Genomic DNA, 22,050 nt, shown 5'->3' with positions numbered 1-22,050 from the left:
GACGGTCATGAACAGCTGCTGCGCCATGAATGGGAGAGACTGCGTCAGCACTCTTTTTACCTGGGTTTTAGCTTACTAAGCTTGGCCCACTGCTGCCAAGGAATCGACCCGTTCCGCTCCCATTCTCTTAACGCTTCTACAATAGCATCCACGACTTTTCCTGTAGCTATCGTCATATCACCGCCAGGCAGTTCTGATTTTGCATTTATTAATGCGCTTTTCAGCCTCTCGTCTAATTGATTTGGTTGTGAAAGAGTTTCTGGCAGCCAGGCTGACATGATTCCCCAAGAATAATCAGCACAGGCTTTAACATCTTCCGGGTTCATGTCGTTTTCACGGGCAATTTTTAATATCGCAAGGACATCTTTACGCCAATCATTATCACTATTTGGTTCATCCTTACCTAATCGATAGAATACTTGACGGTAATCTCGAAAATATTTATCATTCACTTCCGCTGCAATCGTATGGAATAACGCGGTAGCTTCTGTTTCTGCAAGGACCTTCTGTACAGGGGATAGCCCCAATTCCAACGCGAATTCACGCAGGAGTCGGCCAAACACACTATTCATCGTCCCGACATAGCCATCAAGGATACGGGCTGCCGAAGTTGCCTCCCCTGCTTCAAGAAGTTGGAGTCGTACACGTTCAATCAGTTCATCTGCCGCTTTTGTTGTAAAGGTAGTGGCCACGATATTTTCAGGAGGCACACCGTTTTGAATCGATTTTAAAATTTCCGCTGATAAGCGGGTGGTTTTACCAGCACCCGCCCCTGCACTTAGCATCGTTAATTTTCCACTCATACAGGCAGCCTCCTAACACCACAAAGATTCTGATATTCACAAAACGCACAAGGTGGATCGATTGTTGGTACAAACGGATCCTCGCTATTTTCCATCGTAACCGGTACACCTGAAGCAATAACGGTTCCTTTTCTAAGTTGTGCCCAAACTTCCTCTACTGAATTTCGCACCACTGCATGTGACTCTCGTAACGATGGACCCGCTACATGATAGTCTGTCGGAAAATCATCATGTGGCAGACTGAAAAAATCTCCGCTACGTAACATAAAATAAGCAATTGGTAATTCTTCATCTTCGTGCTCAGCTAACAGCCAATGGTACAGCGTCAATTGGACCGACAAATTTTCCAGTCGCTTTTTATAATTGCTTTGTCTTCTTGACCATTTCGCATCAAAAAGGATCTTTTTGCCTGTTTGCGTTTCACCTACAAGATCTAGCCGACCTTTAAATACCACACCGTCACTCCATGTTTTCTGCAATTCATGTTCAGTATGCTTGATCGCTATTCCGGCCTGATTTAGCACCTTAAAGAATTGCCGCAATGATGTCTGCAATTTTGTTCGCGTTTGATTACGAAGAATTCCATTTTGTGGTTCCATTAATGGAGCCGCTAGCATCGGTGTTAATTCATCAAACAATTCTCCTACACGGATGACCACTTCTTCCCCGTTCCAGAGTGGTTTTTCGTTAATTAAGGATTCTAACACAATATGTCCAAGATTCCCTAGCATGAGGGACTCGTTTGGCAAAGAGAGAATACTTCCTGGTTTGATGTTTGCAGCATACTTGAATGTCCATTTTAGCGGACAGCCAATTAACCCTTCAAAGCTGGTTGCTGACTCCTCAACACGAGGCAAGACAATATTTTCGGACACCTTCCATGTTCGGATTGGCTCAGGCAGGTTACGTTTACTCAATGCCAAACGTTCAACATGATTGCCAAACAGTGGATGACTCGACTGTTTTCGCAATGCTTGAGCATCAATCGTTATTTTATTGACGATAGCCTCATCCTTTGCCACGGCATAGCGAATTTCATCCCAAAAAGGGTGAATTGGGATTTCTGCACCCTTTGCCTTCATCGGCGCAAACATGATGAGTCTTGAATTGGCTAGTCGTGCTGCACGCTGCCATGAAGAAGCTTCCCGCAGGCGACGGATATCTTCATTCGGAAGATGGACACCCTGCTCCTTTAACCATGTCCGTTCTTTACTTGTCCAAGTTTTGATAGTAGGTCCTGACATATTTTTATTAAATCCCCACCAGAGAATGGTGTCAGCATTTCCCCAAATCTGACCTGGTTCATTGACCACCTTCCATTTTGCGGCCTCTTGATGGTAGTCAGTCAACACGGTACCATCACCTAATACCGATTCAAGGATCCTTGCCACCTGAAGGCGTGTTACGTTTGTTACGCCAAGTGTTTTAACACCCTCGACAACTTCTTGGGTATGCTGCAAGGCTTGTGCATACATCAAGTCATTGTTCATCGCAAATCTAGTTGCTGCCCACTGCCCAACCTTTTGACAGATATGAACCAATTTTTCATAAGGAATACCTTCATTCGCGTCGTAATAATCGTGATTAACCCATAATTCAAGCTGAGCTTCGATGTTTTTCCGCTTCCGTTTCATTTCCTGTTCATCGATCTTATCTTCAATCCATGCCTGCTCATATGCAGCCATTCCTTCATCGATCGCTTGAATCCATTCCGGACCACCAATCCCTGGATTTGCAGCAAGTGCTTTGGCTAACCGATTGCGAATGCGTCCTGGAACAGGTGAAGTCGGAATAGTCAGTAGCTCCAGCATTCGTTCCACTCTTATCGGACGCCAGTATGTATCAATTGTTAATGGCAATACCTGCAGAACTGCACGCCATTTTGACGTAACATTGACACCAGGAGCTGGTGCACCCCGCCGGTGTAGAAGCTCATGTAGCAATAATGAACCATCGTTTTTTATTAAAACTGTCTCATCTCCACCGTTTTCCTGAAGCCAGCTTATCAGAAAATCAGCGGCATCCCATTCCTGCTCTGAACGAATTAATAGCAAGCTCCCATCTCCGCTCGCCTTCCCCGAGGAGGTTTCCCCAGACAAAATGGATTGTAGAAGCGCTAAGTCCGTTGTCGGCTGATTGTCTTTTTTTATTGGCGCAGTACCTCGTGTTATTTGTACGCCAATGCGTTTTAATTCATTTAGTAGTTGAATAGCCCATGGTTCCCAAAGCGATTCCTCTTCATCAACGATTGTAATCGAGTTAATCTGTAGCTGTTCTCGATCACGTAATTCTGCTAAAACTGCTCGAACGCGATCTGAAAATCCGTTTATTTTATTCGTATTTGCTTGCTCTAATTGCGCAAGTGTATCAATCCACATGCTTCCGCCTGTATGAACATTAGCATCCCAACCAGCTAAAACTAACTCATCGCGACGGCGCAGCATTTCTCTTGCCGTATTCCAAGAGTCGGTTGCAAGTGATTTAGAGTAAGGCATACTTCCAGGTATCATGGTGGCGAAGAAGCGCCTGCCACTGAGCAATTCGCAGGTTTTCTGAGATTTTTGGTGAAGTGAGACCTAACTGTGTTTCGATCATTCCGATTAAGCCATGAAAACCCGTTACAACGTTACCCACCGATGCATCTTTCTCTCCAAGTGCATCAGGATACGTGTCTGAATCCAGATAATAGCCAAGAAATACGTTCAAAACAGTTCCTCCTTTTTCACGGGATCATCCCCGTCCCAAACAGATGAATATTCACTTGCGGATTGAGCTTGCTTCACGTTATACCATGCTACGTGACTTCATATTTGAAACACCTTATCAAAATATGAATATCTATAATCCTCATCATACACAATTTTAACAGACAACCCTTCCTATTTTTAGGTAATGTTATGAAAAATTGGATACCATTTCAAAATCACTTGTGGTAACGGACATACATTCCGTTATTTTTACAAAAATTGTTGGTTAGATGTGATAAACGGACATCAGATACGTTATTAGTTCATTATGTGGTAAGATTCATTGTTTTTTATTTGAATAGGGTATCCCATGTCCGCTTATGCCTAGCAGAAAGGTTATTTGAACAAAATAAGGAACTCTATGTCCGATTAATAACCTAGCTTTTATTAGCTAAGTCTAACCTGGACTTGGCGAGTCCCACAAATAGCATAAAGATGAGTTGAGTTGATCTTTCTATCTAAGAGTAAAACAATCTAAAAAGGGGCTCGGAATAGTGATATTCTGAGCCCCTTTCAGCCGACAAGCTAAAACCCATTGCGTATTGCAATGGGCAAATTTTGATGGTGTAGCGATTTTGATTGTTGACGAGGACCACTATTTTTTTACGATTTATCATTAGAAGGTTGGCGTGCCAGGAGTAGATGTCCTCATTTTCTACATCTGATACAGGTTTTACTTGCAGTTGGTCTAATAATTTCTTTGTACAATGTATGATCATGGTTTTGATACCCCTTATGTAAAAAATTTAGCTTGCTTTCCTTTCCTCAGTTTTTCTTTTGTTTCTTTAAAATTGGATAAGCAATGCTTGAAATGATTAAAGCACTTATCGTATCTAATATAAGGTCGGACATCGTATCAGACAAGGCTTCCCTTCCAACGAGCTGGGTGCCATCAACTAAAATAAATTTCTGCATATTTAATGACAAAATTCCATCAGCAAAAAACTCATAAATCTCCCAGATCGTACCGGCCGCTACGGAAAAGCAAAATGCGAAAATAGAAATAAATAATGGGTTCAAATCAATAGCGACACGTTCATGTTCATTTAAAAATCGCACTAAAATGATGCCGAGAACCCCCAAAACCGCTCCACTAAAGGTGTGCAAAATACTATCCCAATAGGGAATTAAATAATAAAAGTCCTGTACTTCTCCTAAATAGATGGCACAGTATAAAAAGATAAAATAGATAATTTCCATTGTATCAGGAATATCAATCGATTTCCGTTTCTCGACAATGGATGGAATCATCATTACCAATATCCCTAACACGCATTGCAGTAGCATTAGCACATAATCGCGTTTCACTTTCACATTGACGGTTTCTGCTGCCTCAGATGGTGCCAAGATCATTTTAATAATAATGAACACAATCGATCCGATTAACGAGATAAATAAGAAAGCTCCGATAATTCTTTTCCAATCGAATTTCTTCTGACGATGTAATTCCATTGTGATCATCTTCCTATTCATAAATTCATTGGTTTTATATTCTTAATTCTTCTATATTAAAAGATTATCTCCTTCCCAAAAACCATGAAAAAACTGTCTAACTTGTGGAAAATACAGAATACATAAATTCAAAATATTGGATTTTCTCAGCGCCTTCATCCTTTTTCCAACAAATTATCCAGAAATCCCTTTTCTTTCGATTAATGATATCTCAGATTTTCTCCCTTCATATCTATTATGATAAGAAATTGACGAGTAAAAAGATGCATAGTTTGAAAGGTTTTTTGCTGTGGGCATGGAATTATTAACCTACAGGGAAAGCACCCTATCTCTTTTCGGAAAGGTAGTGATAGTATGAAACTATTTATGCTGCTACAACGAAAGGTTCCTAGTGAAACCAACAGTTCAGAAGGAAAAGAAGCTCAGGAGCTTATCCGGAAAGTCCCGCCACGGGTCAAGGTAATGACGAGTTTTAGAACGACCGAGAAAGTGAAAAGCGAAGCCCGAAGACAATCGATACAAGGGGGATTAGTCCCCAAGCAGGGTCGCCGTGTGGCTAGCTTAATTCGAATACAAATGGAGGAAGTGAAGAGAAAAGTTAGAGTTTGCTCTCCTCAGGCAAAGCAATTCATCGGTCCAGGTGATTATGATAGAAATATAATCAAGAAAGGAGGAATTCATGAACATATGGCTTTTTAACCCAGCTAGATAAAACAAAACTTCCTATTAACCTCTAATATGCGGCCGCATACTACAGATATAGGCACTTCTCGATGTCGAGGAGTGCTTTTTTATTTTGTGCGAATGGGGCTTAGTTTTTCCTAATTGAAAGAAATCAACATCGTTCTTATAATGGATAGAGTATCGCAACTAACGAAAAGAGAGTGTACATAATGAATAATTTGAGAAATGATTGGGTTCCACTCCTTGAAGGAGAATTCGAAAAACCTTATTATCAACATTTGGAACAAGCTTTAATAGAAGAGTACAACACACACGATATATTCCCCGATCAAAGTGATCTATACAATGCGCTCGATTTTACTTCTTATCAAGACACGAAAGTCGTAATTATTGGCCAAGATCCATATCATGGTCCCGGACAAGCACATGGATTAAGCTTTTCCGTGAAACCAGGTGTTAAGACTCCCCCATCGCTGCAAAACATTTATAAGGAGCTTCAAGCCGACATCGGATGTAGTCTTCCAAATAACGGATATTTAGTGCAATGGTCGAAGCAAGGAGTGTTATTACTAAATGCTGTATTAACCGTCCGTTCCGGAATGCCAAATTCCCATAAAGCGTTAGGCTGGGAAAAGTTCACAAACAAGGTTATCGAAGTCCTGAACAATAGGGAGACTCCGGTTGTGTTTATCCTTTGGGGGCGGTTTGCTCAGCAAAAGGAACAGATGATTACGAATTCCAGACATTTGATTATTCAATCGCCTCACCCTAGTCCACTTTCTGCAAACAAAGGTTTCTTCGGCAGCAAGCCATTTTCACGAGCGAATGCTTTTTTACGTGAAATTGGAAGTGCGGAGATTGATTGGCAGATTAAGGAGTTGTAATTTTGCGAATGGACGAGACTGTTGTGCGATGGCAAGAGGAAGATTACGAAGATGGTTGACGTGGTCCAAAACGTGCATATGTCCATTTTCGCGTGCAAATCCACATCTTAGCGTGCATAAAATTTAAAAGTTGGATCATATATCTAAAAAGTTGGATCATATATTTTTACGCTTATATCATATCCACAATTTAACGTGCATATGAACAAAAACTCGTGCATATAACGAGACTATTTTAATCAATTTTTAAAAAAAGCAGTCCTATTCTTTTAACAATACCTATTTTTTCAATAAAATTTTGATTTTTGAACTAAAAAAGCAAACAAAAAGAACCAGATTCATATTTTCGAATCTGGTTCTTTTTCTATTATAATCTCATTTTAAAATCTTGGTAACCGAATTCGCGAACAACGCGACATTCGCCGTCTTTATCTTGAACAGCAATCGCTGGAAGTGCCATACCGTTGAACGTAGTATTCTTTACCATTGTGTAGATTGCCATATCGCCAAATACTAAGCGATCTCCACTCTTTAATGGTTGGTCGAAGGAATAATCACCAATGACATCCCCAGCAAGACAAGTTTGGCCGCCAAGTCTGAAGGTATAAGGCTTCTCCCCTACTTCTCCTGAACCAAATAATGGTGGACGATAAGGCATTTCCAATACATCTGGCATATGACAAGATGCAGATGTATCAAGAATTGCAATATCCATTCCATTATGAAGTGTATCAAGGACAGATGTTACAAGATAGCCAGCGTTAAGGGCAACGGCTTCACCTGGCTCGAGATATACTTCTAAACCATATTTATCTTGCATTCTCTTAATACACTTTTCTAGACGTGCGATATCATAATCTTCTCTTGTGATATGGTGACCGCCGCCAAAGTTAATCCATTTCATTTGCGGTAAATACTCACCGAATTTTTCTTCCACCGCATTTAAAGTGGTTTCTAAATCATCTGAGTTTTGCTGACAAAGTGTATGGAAATGAAGTCCATCAAGTCCATCCAGTAAATCAGGACGGAAATTGGCAAGTGTAACACCGAAGCGAGAACCCGTCGCACACGGGTTATAGATATCATGCCCAATCTGAGTCGAGCACTCAGGATTAATCCGTAAACCAATGCTTCTGCCAGCCTTAAGTGCTTTATCTTTAAATTTTTCTACCTGTGAAAAAGAGTTAAAGATAATATGGTCGCAAATCGAGATGATCTCATCGATTTCATCCTCACGATAAGCCGGGAAAAGACATGATTCTCTTTTCCCATTTCCTCATAGCCTAAACGTGCCTCGAATAAACCACTTGCTGTAACACCACTTAAATACTTAGCAATCAGCGGATACATTGAATACATTGAAAAAGCTTTTTGTGCTAAAACAATCTTACAACCTGTACGTTCCATGACTCCGTTCAGGATTTTAAGATTTTTTTCCAGAAGACCTTCATCGACGACATAACAAGGAGTCGGTAACTCTTCAAAACGCATTTTATCGAGTTAGCTCCGGCTTCTTAACTTTAATAGGTTCATCATCGACAAGTACTGGGTTAAAGTCTTCTTTCCATGGTAGTCCCCACTTGTTCAATGCATCCATGAATGGATCTGGATCAAATTCTTCGATGTTGTATACGCCTGGCTTATTCCAAGTTCCATTCATGACCATCATTGCACCGATCATTGCAGGTACACCTGTTGTATAAGAGATGGCTTGTGAACCAACTTCTTTAAAGCATTCTTGATGGTCACAAACATTGTATACATAGTATGTTTTATCTACGCCGTCTTTTTTACCTTTAAAAATACATCCGATATTCGTTTTACCAACTGTACGTGGTCCAAGAGATGCTGGATCTGGTAATACAGCTTTTAAGAATTGAAGCGGAATGATTTGTTTTCCTTCAAACTCAATTGGCTCGATAGAAGTCATACCAACATTTTCAAGACATTTTAAGTGTGTAAGGTAGCTTTGACCAAATGTCATGAAGAAACGAATACGCTTAAGTCCAGGAATGTTTTTTGCAAGAGATTCAAGCTCTTCGTGATAAAGAAGGTACATATCCTTTTCGCCAACTTCATCGAAGTTATAAACGCGCTTGATTTCCATCGGTTTTGTTTCAATCCACTCGCCATTTTCCCAATATCTTCCGTTAGCAGAAACCTCACGAATGTTGATTTCTGGGTTAAAGTTAGTAGCGAAAGGATAGCCATGGTCGCCGCCATTACAATCCAAAATATCGATTGATTCAATTTCATCAAAATAGTGCTTTAGAGCATAAGCTGAGAATACTCCTGTTACACCAGGATCAAAGCCGCTACCTAGTAGGGCAGTAATTCCAGCTTCTTTGAAGCGCTCTTGGTAAGCCCATTGCCAGCTGTATTCAAATTTAGCCGTATCTTCTGGCTCATAGTTTGCAGTGTCCATATAATGTGTTTTTGTTGCTAGACATGCGTCCATAATCGTTAAATCTTGATAAGGTAAGGCAAGGTTCATAACGATATCAGGCTTTACTTCGTTAATTAAAGCAATTAGCTCATCGACATTATCCGCATCAACCTGTGCAGTTGTAATTTTTGTTTTTCCACCATCTAGCTTCGCTTTTAAATCATCACATTTTGATTTTGTACGACTTGCGATACAAATCTCTTCGAAAACCTCGCTGTTCTGAACACATTTGTGGATGGCAACGGAAGCTACTCCGCCAGCTCCAATAATAAGTGCTTTTCCCATTATCCTATCTCCTAACCAATTAGATTTTTCGATGCACTGAGGAGTCCCCAAACATTATGTCTGTAGGAAATAGAGATTGATTTGACCCCTCTAATGTTTTTTTTCAACAAAAAAAGCAAGTGCAAAACGCATTATCGCGCACAACACTTGCTTTAGATATAATCATCATATTAAAAAATGCATATCCATGACAAAAAGCCATATGTATTCGTCCACCATAAACGTCAGAAGGCATTATGGCAGAATGCACTTTAATATTCAAAATATATCTTCTTTAGGATCAGAGTCTATATAGCAAATAATTACTTTTACCACTCTTATTGACCGTTTCACAAGTTGTGTGCAAAATGCACTGGTTGTAAAGTAACCAACTTATAAAATTTGAGCTTTTAACTCAATCAATAAGGCAACTAAAGTTGCCAATCGGCATTTGACCCGGCTGTCCGTATGGCCTTGACTCCCCTTAGGAAGTGGTCAAAATTATCTGCTTGGAAAGATCCAGATATATTGAATATTAGCTTTCCAATTCATGCTCTTTTATATTATCAGCATATAATATAAATAGCAACAAAAAAATTGAAAAACTTTGTCGGAAACTTTGACTTGCGATTGATTGGAGTTGTATTAAACAGTATCTCCACTATTTTATAGATAATGTATGAAAATGTGTATAGAATATTTATAGACAATGCCAATTATTAGGGGGGACAAATGATGAAAAGTCTAGCCGTTTTTTGCGGATCCAGAAACGGAGGGTCTGAAGTTTACATAGATGGTGCTAAAATGTTGGGAAAAGAACTGGCAAAACGAGGTATTACACTTGTTTATGGCGGATCAAGTTTAGGCATTATGGGCGCTGTCGCCAATTCTGTATTGAAAGCTGGTGGAAAAGCGATTGGAGTCATGCCAAAATTTTTAGATTCAAAAGAAAGGTCCCATCCCCACTTAACTGAATTAATTATTGTAGATTCGATGCATGAACGAAAAGCAATGATGTCGGATTTAGCTGAAGGCTTTATTGCTCTACCAGGAGGACCTGGTACGATGGAGGAATTTTTTGAGATTTTTACGTGGGGGCAATTGGGGCTTCACCAAAAACCGTTAGGGATATTAAATATCAATCATTATTATGATCCACTTATTGCTTTATTTAATCATATGACCGAAGAACAGTTTATGGATGAAAAATTTCGTTCAATGGCCCTTGTGGATACAGAACCAAGTGCACTGTTGCATAAGTTTACTCACTTTAAACCGATCAATGTAAAACCATATTTAACGGAAGATCGGACTTGAGTATTTAAAAAAATTTAGCATCGTTATTTTTTGAAGAGAAATAACGATGCTAAATTATGTTTTATTGAGGCACTTACAATAATGTCAAGAGCCAAAACAATATGTAATTAAGATTTGTTAAGCATAGCGAATGCCGGCTGCCTTTACATTATGAATATCCATTGAACTGCAAGGCTGCACTCCATACGTCATTTCACATTTTGGACAATTCATCACAACCGTTTTTAAAACAAAGGTTTCCCCACACTCACATGTAATTTCATGTGCTACCGCAGGCTCCCAATTTTCTTTGCCTTTACTTTTTACGTGATCCACAATTGCCTGACCATCCTCAAGTACAGAACATCCACAACTCATATTGCATCCTCCCAGTCTTTTCAAAATTCGTTATTGCTTTGTATTTAAAGATAGCATAATGACAAATGAATTCCATACATCAAAAGTCACAGCTACAAATCGATCCCTCCTCTGCATTCATTTAAAATGCGGAAATCAACAATAAAATTAGTAGATCCTTTGTTAAAAAATGTTTCTGAAAGCAGGAGAACCACCCCTTTCCTTCCTGAATTTTGGTAAAATTAAGATTACAGGAGTATTTTAATAAGAAGTAAGGTGTTGGATGGTGGATATTAAGCAGTTGCAGTATTTTATTGAGGTTGCAAAGGTGAATAGTTTTACTCGTGCTGCTGATCGGTTATTTATTACACAGCCAACCATTAGCAAGATGATTAAAAATCTTGAGACTGAGCTTGGTGTGACTTTGTTCGATCGCTCACGAAAACAACTTGTTTTAACCGATGTAGGTAAGGTCATTTTTGAAGAGGCAAAATTGGTTGATCAAGCCTTTCATAATTTAGAATTGAACATTGACAATCTTACTGGTCTAAAAACAGGTCATATTCGCATCGGATTACCACCTATTTTTAATGCAGAGGATTTTCTAAAAATAACGGGGATGTTTCATGAAGAATATCCAGGGATTACATTTCAATTTGAAGAATCTGGATCAAAAAAAATTGAAGAAGATATCGAAAATAATCTCTTAGATGTTGGCGTCATTGTTTTGCCCACTCAAAATGAATTATTTGATCATTACGCTTTTATGGAAGAAGATTTAATGCTGATTCTTCATCCTTCCCATCCCCTCTCTGACAAAGAGGTCGTCGATTTAGCCCAATTGGAGAATGAATCATTTATTTTGTTTAATAAAGATTTTGTTTTGAATGATCGGATTATTCAAGCTTGTAACTTGGTTGGTTTCCAGCCCCACATTATTTCAGAGAGTGCTCACCTTCTATTTATAGAAGGAATGGTGGCAAACAAATTTGGTGTCTCGTTATTGCCACAAAGTATTTGTACCAAACTAGGAGCCAATGTACGGTACATTCGCGTTGAAAATCCAACAATTCGTTGGAGCGTAGCAATCATTTGGGCAAAAAATCAATACATTTCCTACGCGGCCAAACAATGGCTTCACTTCACAATAAACCGGCTAAATGGCACAAAACAGAACAATCGTACTTTAAGCTAAACGGTTCAAACAGTGAACCGTTTTATTTTTTGCTGTATAAAAATTCAATATTGATTTTTTGCACAATGTTGATTGGAGCGGAAGGTGCTCGACTCCTGCGGGAGAAGGTGTCACGGGAGACCCCACAGGCGCCATAGCGCCGAGGAGGCTCCCGGACTCCCCGCGGAAAGCGAGCACCTGGAGTGGAAATCAACATGCCCATTTATCAGAACGATTTTTAAACATGAAAGAATTCGCTTCTATAGACAAAAGCTATAGTAACCATAAAATAAAACCATTTTACAAGAAGTGATTTAAGTCGTAGACTTGTTTGTACAATTTATAATATTTAGAAAAGAGAAATAAAATCAAATAGTTCAGATTCTATTTGATAAAAACTAGGGGAAAAAAATTAGGGGAAAAATTCTTGGTTACTTTTTGTTGTATCAATGAGTTAGAAGAAGTCAGCGAGGCTTTGAAAAGTTTAGAAAAGGAATATCCAAATCTCTACAAAAAAATGGTCGACATGGTCTATCTTACACGTGCACTTAATTTTAAATTTCAATATATGGGGGCATTGTTGTTAGATATTCCAGCTACTGAATTTACTCCAATTTCTGTTCATGACTCTGTACTGCGCCTTTATAAAAGAGAATTGCAAACTTTAAAACAGAGTGAAAATTTCCCTGCATTAAAACAAATTCTTTCAACGTACGAACATGCTAGCTTTACGAACATTTGTCTACTACTACTCGGAATCAAGCCAAAATCATTGGTTGGTCCAACCTTCTCAAAATAAACAGCTTAACGGAGCGAGAGTGTACATGACTCTGCTCCTTTTTTATTTGTAGCATAATAGCGTTTGTGACTACACCATAAATTAATTATGTAAACTCATTCTTTTTGTTATGGTCTCATAAACCTTCATGAGACCATTTTAACTATTTCGCTCCGTTAAATTTGCCTGTTGATTTCCGCTCCAATCAACATAGTGAAAAAATCAACAATAAGCTTTAACAGAGCCAACTATTTAGATGTTCAATTTTGTTGTCCATAACCAATCAACCTCTACTACTCATGCTTCATCAGTTCATCACGGTCGTCAGCAAGCGGCGGCTTTTCCATCCAGCCCATTTTAATTAAGAGCTCTGCACCGTCCTCTGCATAACGACCAATATCTGCCATCAAAAAGGTATAATTTAATGCCAGATCCCTCCGTTGCGAGACCGATAAAGCAGCTCCTAAGTACCCTACTCCAGCTGAAACTAAAAGGACTGTGTGATATAGCATAAGTTTATCCGAAAATGGTGGAATCGTGGAATCGGTTATTTCAGAAACCCAGGAAGGTGGTGATGAAAGATCATCTTTGGACAGCATGGAACTTAGCAGGTCAAATTGCTTTTTACAGATTTCCTTGCCCCTGTGAAAATATTTCCGTAGCTCTTTCGACTGACAAACTTGGCCAAAGGCAATTTCTAACACGACCTTTACAACTGTTTTTTGCATATTGTAGCTAAGTCCACTAATTTCAATCGCGTTTAACGGCCTTTTTTTACAAAACCAACCTGCCAAATAGCTTTGATTATGTACAAAATCTACCTGTTTCGGACGGTTAATTCGTGGCGGTAGACTATAAATACCTTTTTTCTGCATGAGTTTAACAATTTTATCATGAAGGTTCATTGTTTCTTTATTACATTCCATAAAGAAAGCCCTTTGTTCAGGTTTGACGGAAATACTGACCGCTCCAGCATAGCCCGTTAATCCGTGAATGGTCATAATTAACATATACACTAAAATAAATGTATCCGTAAACAATGCTGGTGCATCAAGGTTTACATCATCTTCATTAAAACCAAAAGGGACGGGAAAGTTTTCTTCCTCAAAAAAGTATTTTATTTTTTTAAGGTGTAATTTTGCTAACCCATTTGCGTATTCAAGTATGTTTCTAACACTTTCATCTTGGACCGTTTTAATGGAATGACTAAGAAAACAAACAGCTATTGTATCATTCATGTATTGGGTCCATAGATTTGCAATTTCACCCGTTGTTAGTTGAACATAATCATTATTCTCCTCCACCAGTAAACCCCCAAAAACAGATAATAGAATCTAAAGATATTATGCAAAGTTCCTAGGAAATTATGTGTGTTTACGAGGGATTTTCCGATATTCGTACTCGTAGCCATAGTCTATACGCATGCATTGGTTGGCCTTTTCATGTTTTGTGCACATAGAACTGGTCTATGTGCACTTATTTGATGGATTTTCTGTTATTTTTACTCGTAGACATTGTCTATACGCACGGATTACTTGGCTTTTTAATGTTTTGTGCTCATAGAGGTGAGCCGTCCCCTTCCTTCCTAAGTGGGAAAGTAATCTTGAATTCGGTGCCTTTATTTAGTGTGCTTGTTACATTCCAGGCTCCGTCCATTTCTTTGATGATTTGTAGGGTGACCATTAAGCCGAGGCCTGTCCCCTTTTCTTTAGTAGAGTAATATGGTAGGCCAATGTTCTCAATTTGCGATGCAGTCATACCCACTCCATCGTCTTGAACCGAAATTTGAACCATGTTGTTATTATTCGAAACGCTGACTGCAACATTTCCTCCTGAGGGAACAGCTTCTATTGCGTTTTTGATTAAATTGATAAGCATTTGCTGAAGCCGGCTAGGGTTTCCAACGGTATACGCTCCATTACAAGATTCAAGGGTTACATTCACATTTTGAATGGTCGCATAAGAAATTAATGTATTTACAGAACGTGTCGCAAGTTCAGAAACATCAATCATTCTTTTCCGTTCCATTTCATAGCTTCTCCCGAGACTTAGGTAATCTGAAATAATTGCATTTGCCCGATCAAGCTCGTCCAAGCAAATATGAAGATAGTTTTTTTCATCCGTGCTGATATTTTTAGAGCCTGACAACATTTGAATAAATCCCCGTACGCTGGTCATTGGATTTCGAATCTCATGAGCAACACTAGCTGCGACCTGACCAACAACCTGTAATTTTTCGTTTTTCTGCATTTCTTTGATCAGATCTTGTTTTTCCTTATTCGATTCAATCAAATGAACCGCAAGCCACACTGTGACAGCGTTAACTGCCACAAACCCTATATTAATGATCATTCTATATTCCGGTAATTGACTCCCCAATTAACAGTGAGCCACAAATCGGGATTAGGGTCGACAAAAAGATTAAGAACAGGATCGAGTGAAGAATTCTTGACCTCCGTTCCCACCTGCTAAAACGATCACGAAATCTCCAAATAAAAATCGTACCAATCAAGATAACAGTGAAGGCAGGTATCATACCTTCTCCACCAATAAAAAAGCGAATTATGACGTAAAAGACTGTAACAAAGATCCCTACTGATTTTCCGCCATAGATGTAGGCTAGAAACCACGGGACCATTCTTAAATCAATCAAAATTCCATCTTCTAATTTTATGGCAAAGGTTAGGCATAAAATCATTGTGATTGAAAAGACAAAACTCCAGTAAAACGGTTCATACTTTTCAAGCTTGCGATTATTCACCAATGCCTGATATAAAATTATTGGAAATAAAACCATTAACATTTGTAACAATATGTTGTTCGTCTGAAAATCCATTTGTCTACCCTCTTATTATGACTACAATGTAATATACTCCATGCTTAATTAAAGCATACTTGGTTTAATACATGAACGTAAAGACAAATATTAACAGGAAATATTTCCTTTTTTCGTATTTTTTTCCTTTTTTCAAAGCTATTCGACAAATACTATTCATTTGATAAAAGCTGCAAAATATGACCAATTTTTTCTCCATGAATCACTAGATTCGCCTCATGGTCAAGTTCTGTTTGTTCCATATTTAATATGACTAGTTTTGCACCATGTCTTTTAGCTTCGATTGGAAAAAGATTTGCTGGTGAAACCATTAGCGATGAGCCCATAACGATGAATAATTCTGCAAGATTTGTGTCATGCTCCGCTCGTTCCATTGCCTCATCTGGAAGTGGTTCGCCAAACAAAACAACAGAGGGACGAATAAAGCCACCACATTTACAAACCAATGGGTCCTCCAAAAACTTTTTTATATTGAAGATAGCTCCACATTCTTGACAATGGCAGGTTCTTAATGTTCCATGTAATTCAATTACATTTTGGCTACCAGCATGATGATGAAATCCATCCACATTTTGAGTAATAATCGATTGAATCCTACCTTCTTTTTCCCAATTGGCTAACAGTATATGACCAATATGAGGATGGCAACTTTGGAGCCCATGAACCCGATGGCGATAAAAGTGGATAAAATCATCCCTTTTCTGATACATCGCTCTCGCACTTGCCAGCTTCATCGGGTTGATATTTTTCCAAATACCGGTAGAGGAAGAACGAAAATCCGGTAACCCAGCTTCAGTTGACATCCCCGCTCCTGAAAAAATGACCGTATAGTTTGACTTATCTATCATGTCCTTTAATTGGTTAAGCTTCTCGTGAAAGCCAGTTGAATGGTAGGTTTGCTCCATACCTTTATCCAATACAAACACCCCAATTGATAATTTCTCATTATTTTCAATGGTCGGCCCTTATTCAATCCCTACCTTGTTGCTTCGTCTTTCTAACAATAGTACATCTCGCCAAACTCCATCCATTTTACCCAAACGCTCTCGTCTTCCTACTTCACGGAATCCAAATTTTTTATGTAATTTTAAGCTTGCGACATTTTCTGGAAAGATACCACTTTGAATCGTCCAAATGCTTTGTTGTTCACTTGTTTCGATTAATTTTTGAAGTAGGAGGCTTCCTAAACCGTGGCCTGTGCTGTTCATTTCAACATAAATGCTTATCTCAGCAACTCCAGCATAGACACAGCGATTTGACGTAGGGCTAAGTGCAACCCACCCAACTACTCTATCTCCCAAACGCGCGACAAAACGACACTCTTTTAGATGGCTATTATTCCACTCCTCCCAAGTAGGTGCTTCTTTTGAAAAGGTTGCATTTCCAGTTGAAATACCTTCAAGGTAAATTCGTCGTACATCATTCCAGTCCTGTGGTAGCATTGGGATGATTTGGATAGGTTTTGGGACTATTGTGTCAGTATTTGAAGACTTCATATTTGCTGCCTCCTCCCTTAACTATTCATTCTTAATATTGAAAAAATAGTAGTTGTGATATGCTAACGATACAACTATTCTACCATTAAAAAGAGGCAATTTTTAAAAAACACCATCTCACTATTTTTAATAAAATAACAAGACGGTGTAACTTTAATGCTATAAGCTTTGTTAAATTAGTTTGTTGAATTCCGCAGCATTAATCTCATGTTTTTTCATAGTTGGATGAAATAAGCTAATACAGCCTCTTCCTTGATCCTTTGATCCATACATTGCAAGATCAGCATTTTTAATTAATGTATGGAGGTCCTCTCCATCTTTTGGATAAAAGCTAATCCCCATACTCCCTGAAATGTTACATTTATGTCCATTAATAGTAAAAGTCTCCACTAATTGCTCCAAGATTTTTTCGCAAATTACCAACATTTCCATCTCATCTGATATATGAGGGACTAATACGATAAACTCATCCCCCCAAACTGGGCAAGAACTGTTTCTAGGTCGTCAGTTGCATGTCGCAAACGCTTTGAGACTTCCTTTAAGAGAAGATCCCCTATATCATGACCAAGTGTGTCATTGATGACTTTGAAAAAATCCAAATCTAGCAATATGAGTCCGAGACTTGCTGGAATACTATCCTTGTAGGTAAGATATTGTTCAAAATACGATTCAATATACCATCGGTTTGGTAAACCTGTTAAAGCATCATGGTATGCCATATGTCTGATTTGTTCTTCCACTCTTTTTTTGTCACGAATATCTCGGACAAGCGCAAAGTATTTCAAGGTTTTACCCACATGAATCTGTCTAATATTAATATCTACAGGAATTCTGTTATTATTTTTTTCAATCATGATATCTTCAAAATTAGCAGAAGAACTGTCCTTTGAATCAGGATGTAAGTCGTTGATCTTCTCTGGAAGGCAAGAGAAGATCATGTTGATATTCATTTGTAAAAGCTCATCTTTTTCATAACCCAACACTTCACACGTAGTTGGGTTGACATCAGTTATCATTCCATCTATGTCAATAAGGAAAAAACTATCGACAGCTTGTTCGATGACGGTTCTGAACTTTTCCTCACTCTCTCTTAGAAGCTCCTCGGCTTTAACCCGATCGGTAATATCTAATCCAAACCCAATCAAAAAATCTTCTTCTGATTCATGGTTATGGATGATACTTTTGCCGGTAAACATATGATGTTCCTTCCCTTTGAAGCCAGCCAAAATTTCTTTTGTAATCAATTTCCGCTGCTTCCATACTTCAAGATCATATTCACGGTTAATTTTTGCGATCGAAGGAGGAAAAAAATCAAAGACAGTCTTCCCAATTAAATCCTCACGTTTAAGACCGTTGGATTCACATGCCTGCTTATTGGCGTATATCGTATGTCCTTCTGGGTCCTCAAGAAATATATTAATAGGCAGCGCATCCAGAACATTATGAAATAACGTTTCATTCACCCTAATTTGCTTTGTAAGCTCTTGATTCTTCCTTTCAAGTTCAGCAAGTTGTGAGCGAAGATATTCTATTTTGTTTAAATTATGTTCGTACTGATCTTTCACAAATATCCTCCTCTAATGCCGAACTCATCTTGCACCTACTTTCATTATATTATAGTAGAATACTGCATAGATTACGAAATTCGAAATATTTATGAAACTAGTTAGTCTACCGATCCCAATAAATATTGAAAAAAATAACAGCAACCAGCTAAGAGCTGCTATTCTTTTTCTCATTATGAAATTTTTTTGCATTCTTCTAACAACAAGTGGCACTTGATCCCCCCTTAGGATAAATCTGATTCCAATGCTAGGGGATGTATAAATATCATGATTTTGAATGACAAAAACTTGTGTAATATTTGATTAGCAACCGAAGTGTTTCTTTACATTTTGAACAAAAAAACCAGTCAGGTTTCCGACTGGTTTTTTCATTTCATGATATTAGCTTATCTTTTGTTTAATATCGTTTTCTTCAGCTAATTTACTTCTTTTTCGTCCATAAGAGAAATACACAACGAGTCCGATTATTAACCAAACCGTGAATCCAATCCAGGTTGTTAACGGAAGCTGTAAAGTTAAGTAAAGGCAGAATATTACTGCGAGAATCGGAACGACAGGTACAAACGGTACCATAAACGCTCGTTTCAAATTTGGTTGTGTTTTTCGTAACACTAATACCCCTAGCGATACAACAATAAAGGCAAATAATGTACCGATATTCGTTAATTCAGCGAGTTTGTTTAATGGTAAGACTCCTGAGAAAAAACAAATCATGCTTGCCGTAATCCAAGAGTTTATGACCGGTGTCTGTGTTTTTTTGCTTACCTTCGATAAAACGCGAGGCAGTAAACCATCCCGGCTAATGGCATAAAACAAACGGGTCTGACCGTAAATCATGACAAGTAATACAGTGGTAATGCCCGTAATAGCTCCTAAAGAAATAAAACCCGCCACCCAATCCTGGTGGATATATTGAAGGGCAAAAGCAACAGGGTTGTTTACACCCAATAAATTATAAGGAACAATACCTGTCAGTACTAGGGCAACGATAATATAAAGAAGTGTACATATTGTGAGTGAGGCAATAATCCCAATTGGCATACTGCGTTGTGGATTACGTACTTCTTCTGCTGCGGTTGATACGGCATCAAAGCCAATGTATGCAAAGAAAACAGTGGCTGCACCCGTAGCAACCCCAGAGAAACCAAATGGCATAAATGGAGTCCAGTTTTCTGGCTGAACATAAAACGCCCCAACACTGATAAACAATACAATGACGGCCAACTTAATTAAAACCATGATTGTGTTAAACTTTGCTGATTTCTTTATTCCTCTCGTTAAAAGGAAGGTTATCAATAGGACAATGATAATCGCTGGTAAATCAACAAAGGTTCCGTTTTCTGCGCTGTATGCACTCGTAATAGCTGTTGGCAAATGAATACCCATCCCCGACAGCAGCCCTTGAAAGTAACCAGACCAACCAGCTGCAACGGCTGAGGAAGCAACTCCGTACTCAAGAATTAAATCCCACCCTAATATCCAAGCAAACAGCTCACCGAAAGTGGCGTAACTGTAGGTATAAGCGCTTCCAGAAACCGGAACAGTGGAAGCAAATTCCGAATAGCATAGTGCCGCAAACACACAGGCAAGCGCGGAAAGAATAAAAGATAAAATAAGTGCCGGTCCTGCATGCTCTGCTGCCACAACACCTGTTAAAACAAATACACCTGTACCGATAATGGCACCAATCCCGAGCATGGTTAAATCAAATGCACCAAGTTCTTTTTTTAATGAAGCCCCTTTTGCTTCCGATTGCGAGATAAGCATTGAGATTGATTTTTTTCTAAACAAATCCATGATAATCCTCCTAGATGCAAACTTAAAATTTCTGTCGATTTTTGCCGGATTTTGTCGAATTAAAATTACACATATTTAATATTAATTAAAAATTTTCTGAATGTAAATATATAAATGAAAAAATATTAACCGATTTTTCTTCTTATTTTTAGATAAACCGCCAAAGCATTATTCATGAGAAATTTTTCTCTCTTAAAAGGCAAAAAAGCGAGTCGCATTTCAGTATGAAATGCGACTCGCTTTTTTATCATATAAAAATTAAATTAAATAATACGTGCCGTAACGATGCCTGCAATTGCGTTGATTTTTTCCTCTAGGCCTGGAACTACGTCACCATTTACTTTTTCATCAATATCAATCATTGTGTATGCATAGTTACCACGGCTTCGATTTACCATGTCAGCAATGTTGAGGTTATAGCTTGAGATTGCTCCTGTAAGCTGACCAACCATGTTTGGAACGTTTTTATGAAATGCTGCTACACGACGCTTCCCTGTAAATTCAAGTGAAGCATTCGGGAAATTTACAGAGTTTTTGATATTTCCAGTTTCTAAAAAGTCTTTAATTTGACGAGCAGCCATGATTGCGCAATTTTCCTCAGATTCTTGTGTTGATGCACCAAGGTGAGGAATCGGAATAACATTATCCATTTTCAATACATTTTCATTTGGGAAATCTGTAATATATCTGCCAACTTTTCCTGCTTCAAGTGCAACAGCCATATCAACTTCATTGACAAGCTCTCCGCGAGAGAAGTTTAAGATTGTAACGCCATCCTTCATGATCGCAAATGTATCTTTATTGAACATTCCCTTTGTGTCATTCGTTAATGGGACATGCACAGTAATATAATCAGAATTAGCGAATAATTGTTCAAGCGTCATTGCACGTTGAACATTACGTGATAAATTCCAAGCTGTATCGACAGAAATGAACGGATCGAAACCAATTACGTCCATATCCAAATCTAAAGCATCATTGGCAACAAGTGCACCGATTGCACCTAAACCGATTACACCTAGAGTTTTACCCTTAATCTCTTTTCCAACAAATTGCTTTTTACCAGCTTCAACTAGCTTTGGAACTTGGTCACCTTCTTCTGCTAGAGTTTTGGTCCAAGCCACACCGGCGAAAAGGTTACGAGAAGATGCCATTAATGTTGTAAGAACCAACTCTTTAACTGCGTTCGCATTTGCACCAGGTGTATTAAATACAACAATTCCTTCTTCAGTGCATTTATCAACTGGAATATTATTAACACCAGCACCCGCACGAGCAATTGCTTTTAAATTGTCTCCAAATTCCATTGCATGCATGTTAAAGCTACGTACAACAATTGCATCTGGATTTTCACTGTTATTATCAATTGTAAAATTACCTTGATTAAAAACTTTCAATCCATTTTCTGCAATATTATTTAATGTTTTGATTGTTTTCACCGTGTCTAAAGTTATTGTGCTCATTTGTATTT

The 22,050-nt window shown here is 38.5% G+C and carries 19 protein-coding genes and 2 pseudogenes; 5 read left to right on the top strand and 16 right to left on the bottom strand.

The genetic code is table 11. The annotated features are described in order from the left end of the window. Positions 1-56: 56 nt before the first annotated feature. From RGF10_RS11010 to RGF10_RS10995, 5 genes are all read right to left on the bottom strand, one after another. Complete coding sequence (locus RGF10_RS11010; protein WP_318509048.1) at positions 57-803, bottom strand: UvrD-helicase domain-containing protein; 747 nt, start codon at positions 801-803, stop codon at positions 57-59. Next, complete coding sequence (locus RGF10_RS11005; protein ID WP_318509047.1) at positions 800-3,313, bottom strand: PD-(D/E)XK nuclease family protein; 2,514 nt, start codon at positions 3,311-3,313, stop codon at positions 800-802. The genes RGF10_RS11010 and RGF10_RS11005 overlap by 4 nt, the downstream gene beginning before the upstream one ends. After that, positions 3,285-3,509 (bottom strand): hypothetical protein, encoded by a 225-nt coding sequence (locus RGF10_RS11000; RefSeq protein WP_318509046.1) that lies wholly within the window; start codon positions 3,507-3,509, stop codon positions 3,285-3,287. Before RGF10_RS11000 ends, RGF10_RS11005 begins: the two co-directional genes overlap by 29 nt. Positions 3,510-4,008: 499 nt before the next feature. Beyond that, positions 4,009-4,269, bottom strand: a complete 261-nt coding sequence (locus tag RGF10_RS23810; RefSeq protein WP_412176701.1) for a DUF6933 domain-containing protein — start codon at positions 4,267-4,269, stop codon at positions 4,009-4,011. A gap of 46 nt (positions 4,270-4,315) precedes the next feature. Further along, the gene (locus RGF10_RS10995) at positions 4,316-5,002 is read right to left on the bottom strand and encodes a DUF2238 domain-containing protein (RefSeq protein WP_318509045.1); all 687 of its coding nucleotides are present in this window, start codon (positions 5,000-5,002) and stop codon (positions 4,316-4,318) included. 354 nt (positions 5,003-5,356) lie between these two features. Here RGF10_RS10995 and RGF10_RS10990 point away from each other — a divergent pair, with 354 nt between their 5' ends. Next, entirely contained in the window at positions 5,357-5,701 is a 345-nt protein-coding gene (locus RGF10_RS10990) for a hypothetical protein (protein WP_318509044.1), read from the top strand. Between the two features lie 194 nt (positions 5,702-5,895). Then, the gene (locus RGF10_RS10985) at positions 5,896-6,570 is read left to right on the top strand and encodes a uracil-DNA glycosylase (RefSeq protein ID WP_412176700.1); all 675 of its coding nucleotides are present in this window, start codon (positions 5,896-5,898) and stop codon (positions 6,568-6,570) included. A 367-nt stretch (positions 6,571-6,937) separates the two neighbouring features. Here RGF10_RS10985 and nspC read toward each other — a convergent pair. Together nspC and RGF10_RS10975 are read right to left on the bottom strand one after the other, a co-directional pair. Beyond that, positions 6,938-8,061 (bottom strand): annotated as a pseudogene (nspC, locus tag RGF10_RS10980) (carboxynorspermidine decarboxylase). Position 8,062: 1 nt separating this feature from the next. Further along, complete coding sequence (locus RGF10_RS10975) at positions 8,063-9,301, bottom strand: saccharopine dehydrogenase family protein (RefSeq protein WP_318509043.1); 1,239 nt, start codon at positions 9,299-9,301, stop codon at positions 8,063-8,065. A gap of 714 nt (positions 9,302-10,015) precedes the next feature. Between RGF10_RS10975 and RGF10_RS10970 the strand changes: the two genes are divergently transcribed. Next, positions 10,016-10,597, top strand: coding sequence for an LOG family protein (locus tag RGF10_RS10970; RefSeq protein WP_318509420.1), 582 nt, complete (start codon positions 10,016-10,018; stop codon positions 10,595-10,597). Between the two features lie 117 nt (positions 10,598-10,714). Here the strand turns inward: RGF10_RS10970 and RGF10_RS10965 are convergent, their stop codons facing one another. Then, positions 10,715-10,954, bottom strand: coding sequence for a hypothetical protein (locus RGF10_RS10965; protein ID WP_318509042.1), 240 nt, complete (start codon positions 10,952-10,954; stop codon positions 10,715-10,717). Between the two features lie 265 nt (positions 10,955-11,219). Between RGF10_RS10965 and RGF10_RS10960 the strand changes: the two genes are divergently transcribed. Both RGF10_RS10960 and RGF10_RS10955 read left to right on the top strand, forming a co-directional pair. Next, positions 11,220-12,128, top strand: a complete 909-nt coding sequence (locus tag RGF10_RS10960) for a LysR family transcriptional regulator (RefSeq protein WP_412176724.1) — start codon at positions 11,220-11,222, stop codon at positions 12,126-12,128. A 406-nt stretch (positions 12,129-12,534) separates the two neighbouring features. Continuing rightward, complete coding sequence (locus RGF10_RS10955; RefSeq protein ID WP_318509040.1) at positions 12,535-12,906, top strand: hypothetical protein; 372 nt, start codon at positions 12,535-12,537, stop codon at positions 12,904-12,906. 272 nt (positions 12,907-13,178) lie between these two features. On the opposite strand, the gene RGF10_RS10950 is transcribed toward RGF10_RS10955, so the two are convergent. The 8 genes and pseudogenes from RGF10_RS10950 to RGF10_RS10915 all read right to left on the bottom strand — a co-directional run bounded on the left by RGF10_RS10950 (position 13,179) and on the right by RGF10_RS10915 (position 22,042). Beyond that, entirely contained in the window at positions 13,179-14,189 is a 1,011-nt protein-coding gene (locus RGF10_RS10950; protein WP_318509039.1) for a DUF3231 family protein, read from the bottom strand. Positions 14,190-14,442: 253 nt separating this feature from the next. Next, positions 14,443-15,237, bottom strand: coding sequence for a HAMP domain-containing sensor histidine kinase (locus tag RGF10_RS10945; protein ID WP_318509038.1), 795 nt, complete (start codon positions 15,235-15,237; stop codon positions 14,443-14,445). A 1-nt stretch (position 15,238) separates the two neighbouring features. Next, positions 15,239-15,721 (bottom strand): LytS/YhcK type 5TM receptor domain-containing protein, encoded by a 483-nt coding sequence (locus RGF10_RS10940; RefSeq protein WP_318509037.1) that lies wholly within the window; start codon positions 15,719-15,721, stop codon positions 15,239-15,241. A gap of 152 nt (positions 15,722-15,873) precedes the next feature. Further along, positions 15,874-16,638 carry an NAD-dependent deacylase gene (locus RGF10_RS10935; protein ID WP_318509036.1) on the bottom strand — a complete coding sequence of 255 codons (765 nt, stop codon included), beginning with the start codon at positions 16,636-16,638 and terminating at the stop codon, positions 15,874-15,876. 48 nt (positions 16,639-16,686) lie between these two features. Beyond that, entirely contained in the window at positions 16,687-17,217 is a 531-nt protein-coding gene (locus RGF10_RS10930) for a GNAT family N-acetyltransferase (RefSeq protein ID WP_318509035.1), read from the bottom strand. A gap of 171 nt (positions 17,218-17,388) precedes the next feature. Continuing rightward, a pseudogene (locus RGF10_RS10925) lies at positions 17,389-18,680 on the bottom strand (diguanylate cyclase domain-containing protein). A gap of 483 nt (positions 18,681-19,163) precedes the next feature. Then, entirely contained in the window at positions 19,164-20,579 is a 1,416-nt protein-coding gene (locus tag RGF10_RS10920) for a branched-chain amino acid transporter BcaP (protein WP_318509034.1), read from the bottom strand. 263 nt (positions 20,580-20,842) lie between these two features. Continuing rightward, complete coding sequence (locus tag RGF10_RS10915) at positions 20,843-22,042, bottom strand: phosphoglycerate dehydrogenase (protein WP_318509033.1); 1,200 nt, start codon at positions 22,040-22,042, stop codon at positions 20,843-20,845. Between the last annotated feature and the right edge of the window lie 8 nt (positions 22,043-22,050).

It is taken from the genome of Bacillus sp. T3 (assembly GCF_033449965.1).
Lineage (GTDB): Bacteria > Bacillota > Bacilli > Bacillales > Cytobacillaceae > Bacillus_BU.
Note: the sequence above shows the minus strand (reverse complement) of the source record. Positions and strands in the feature narration are given on the sequence as shown.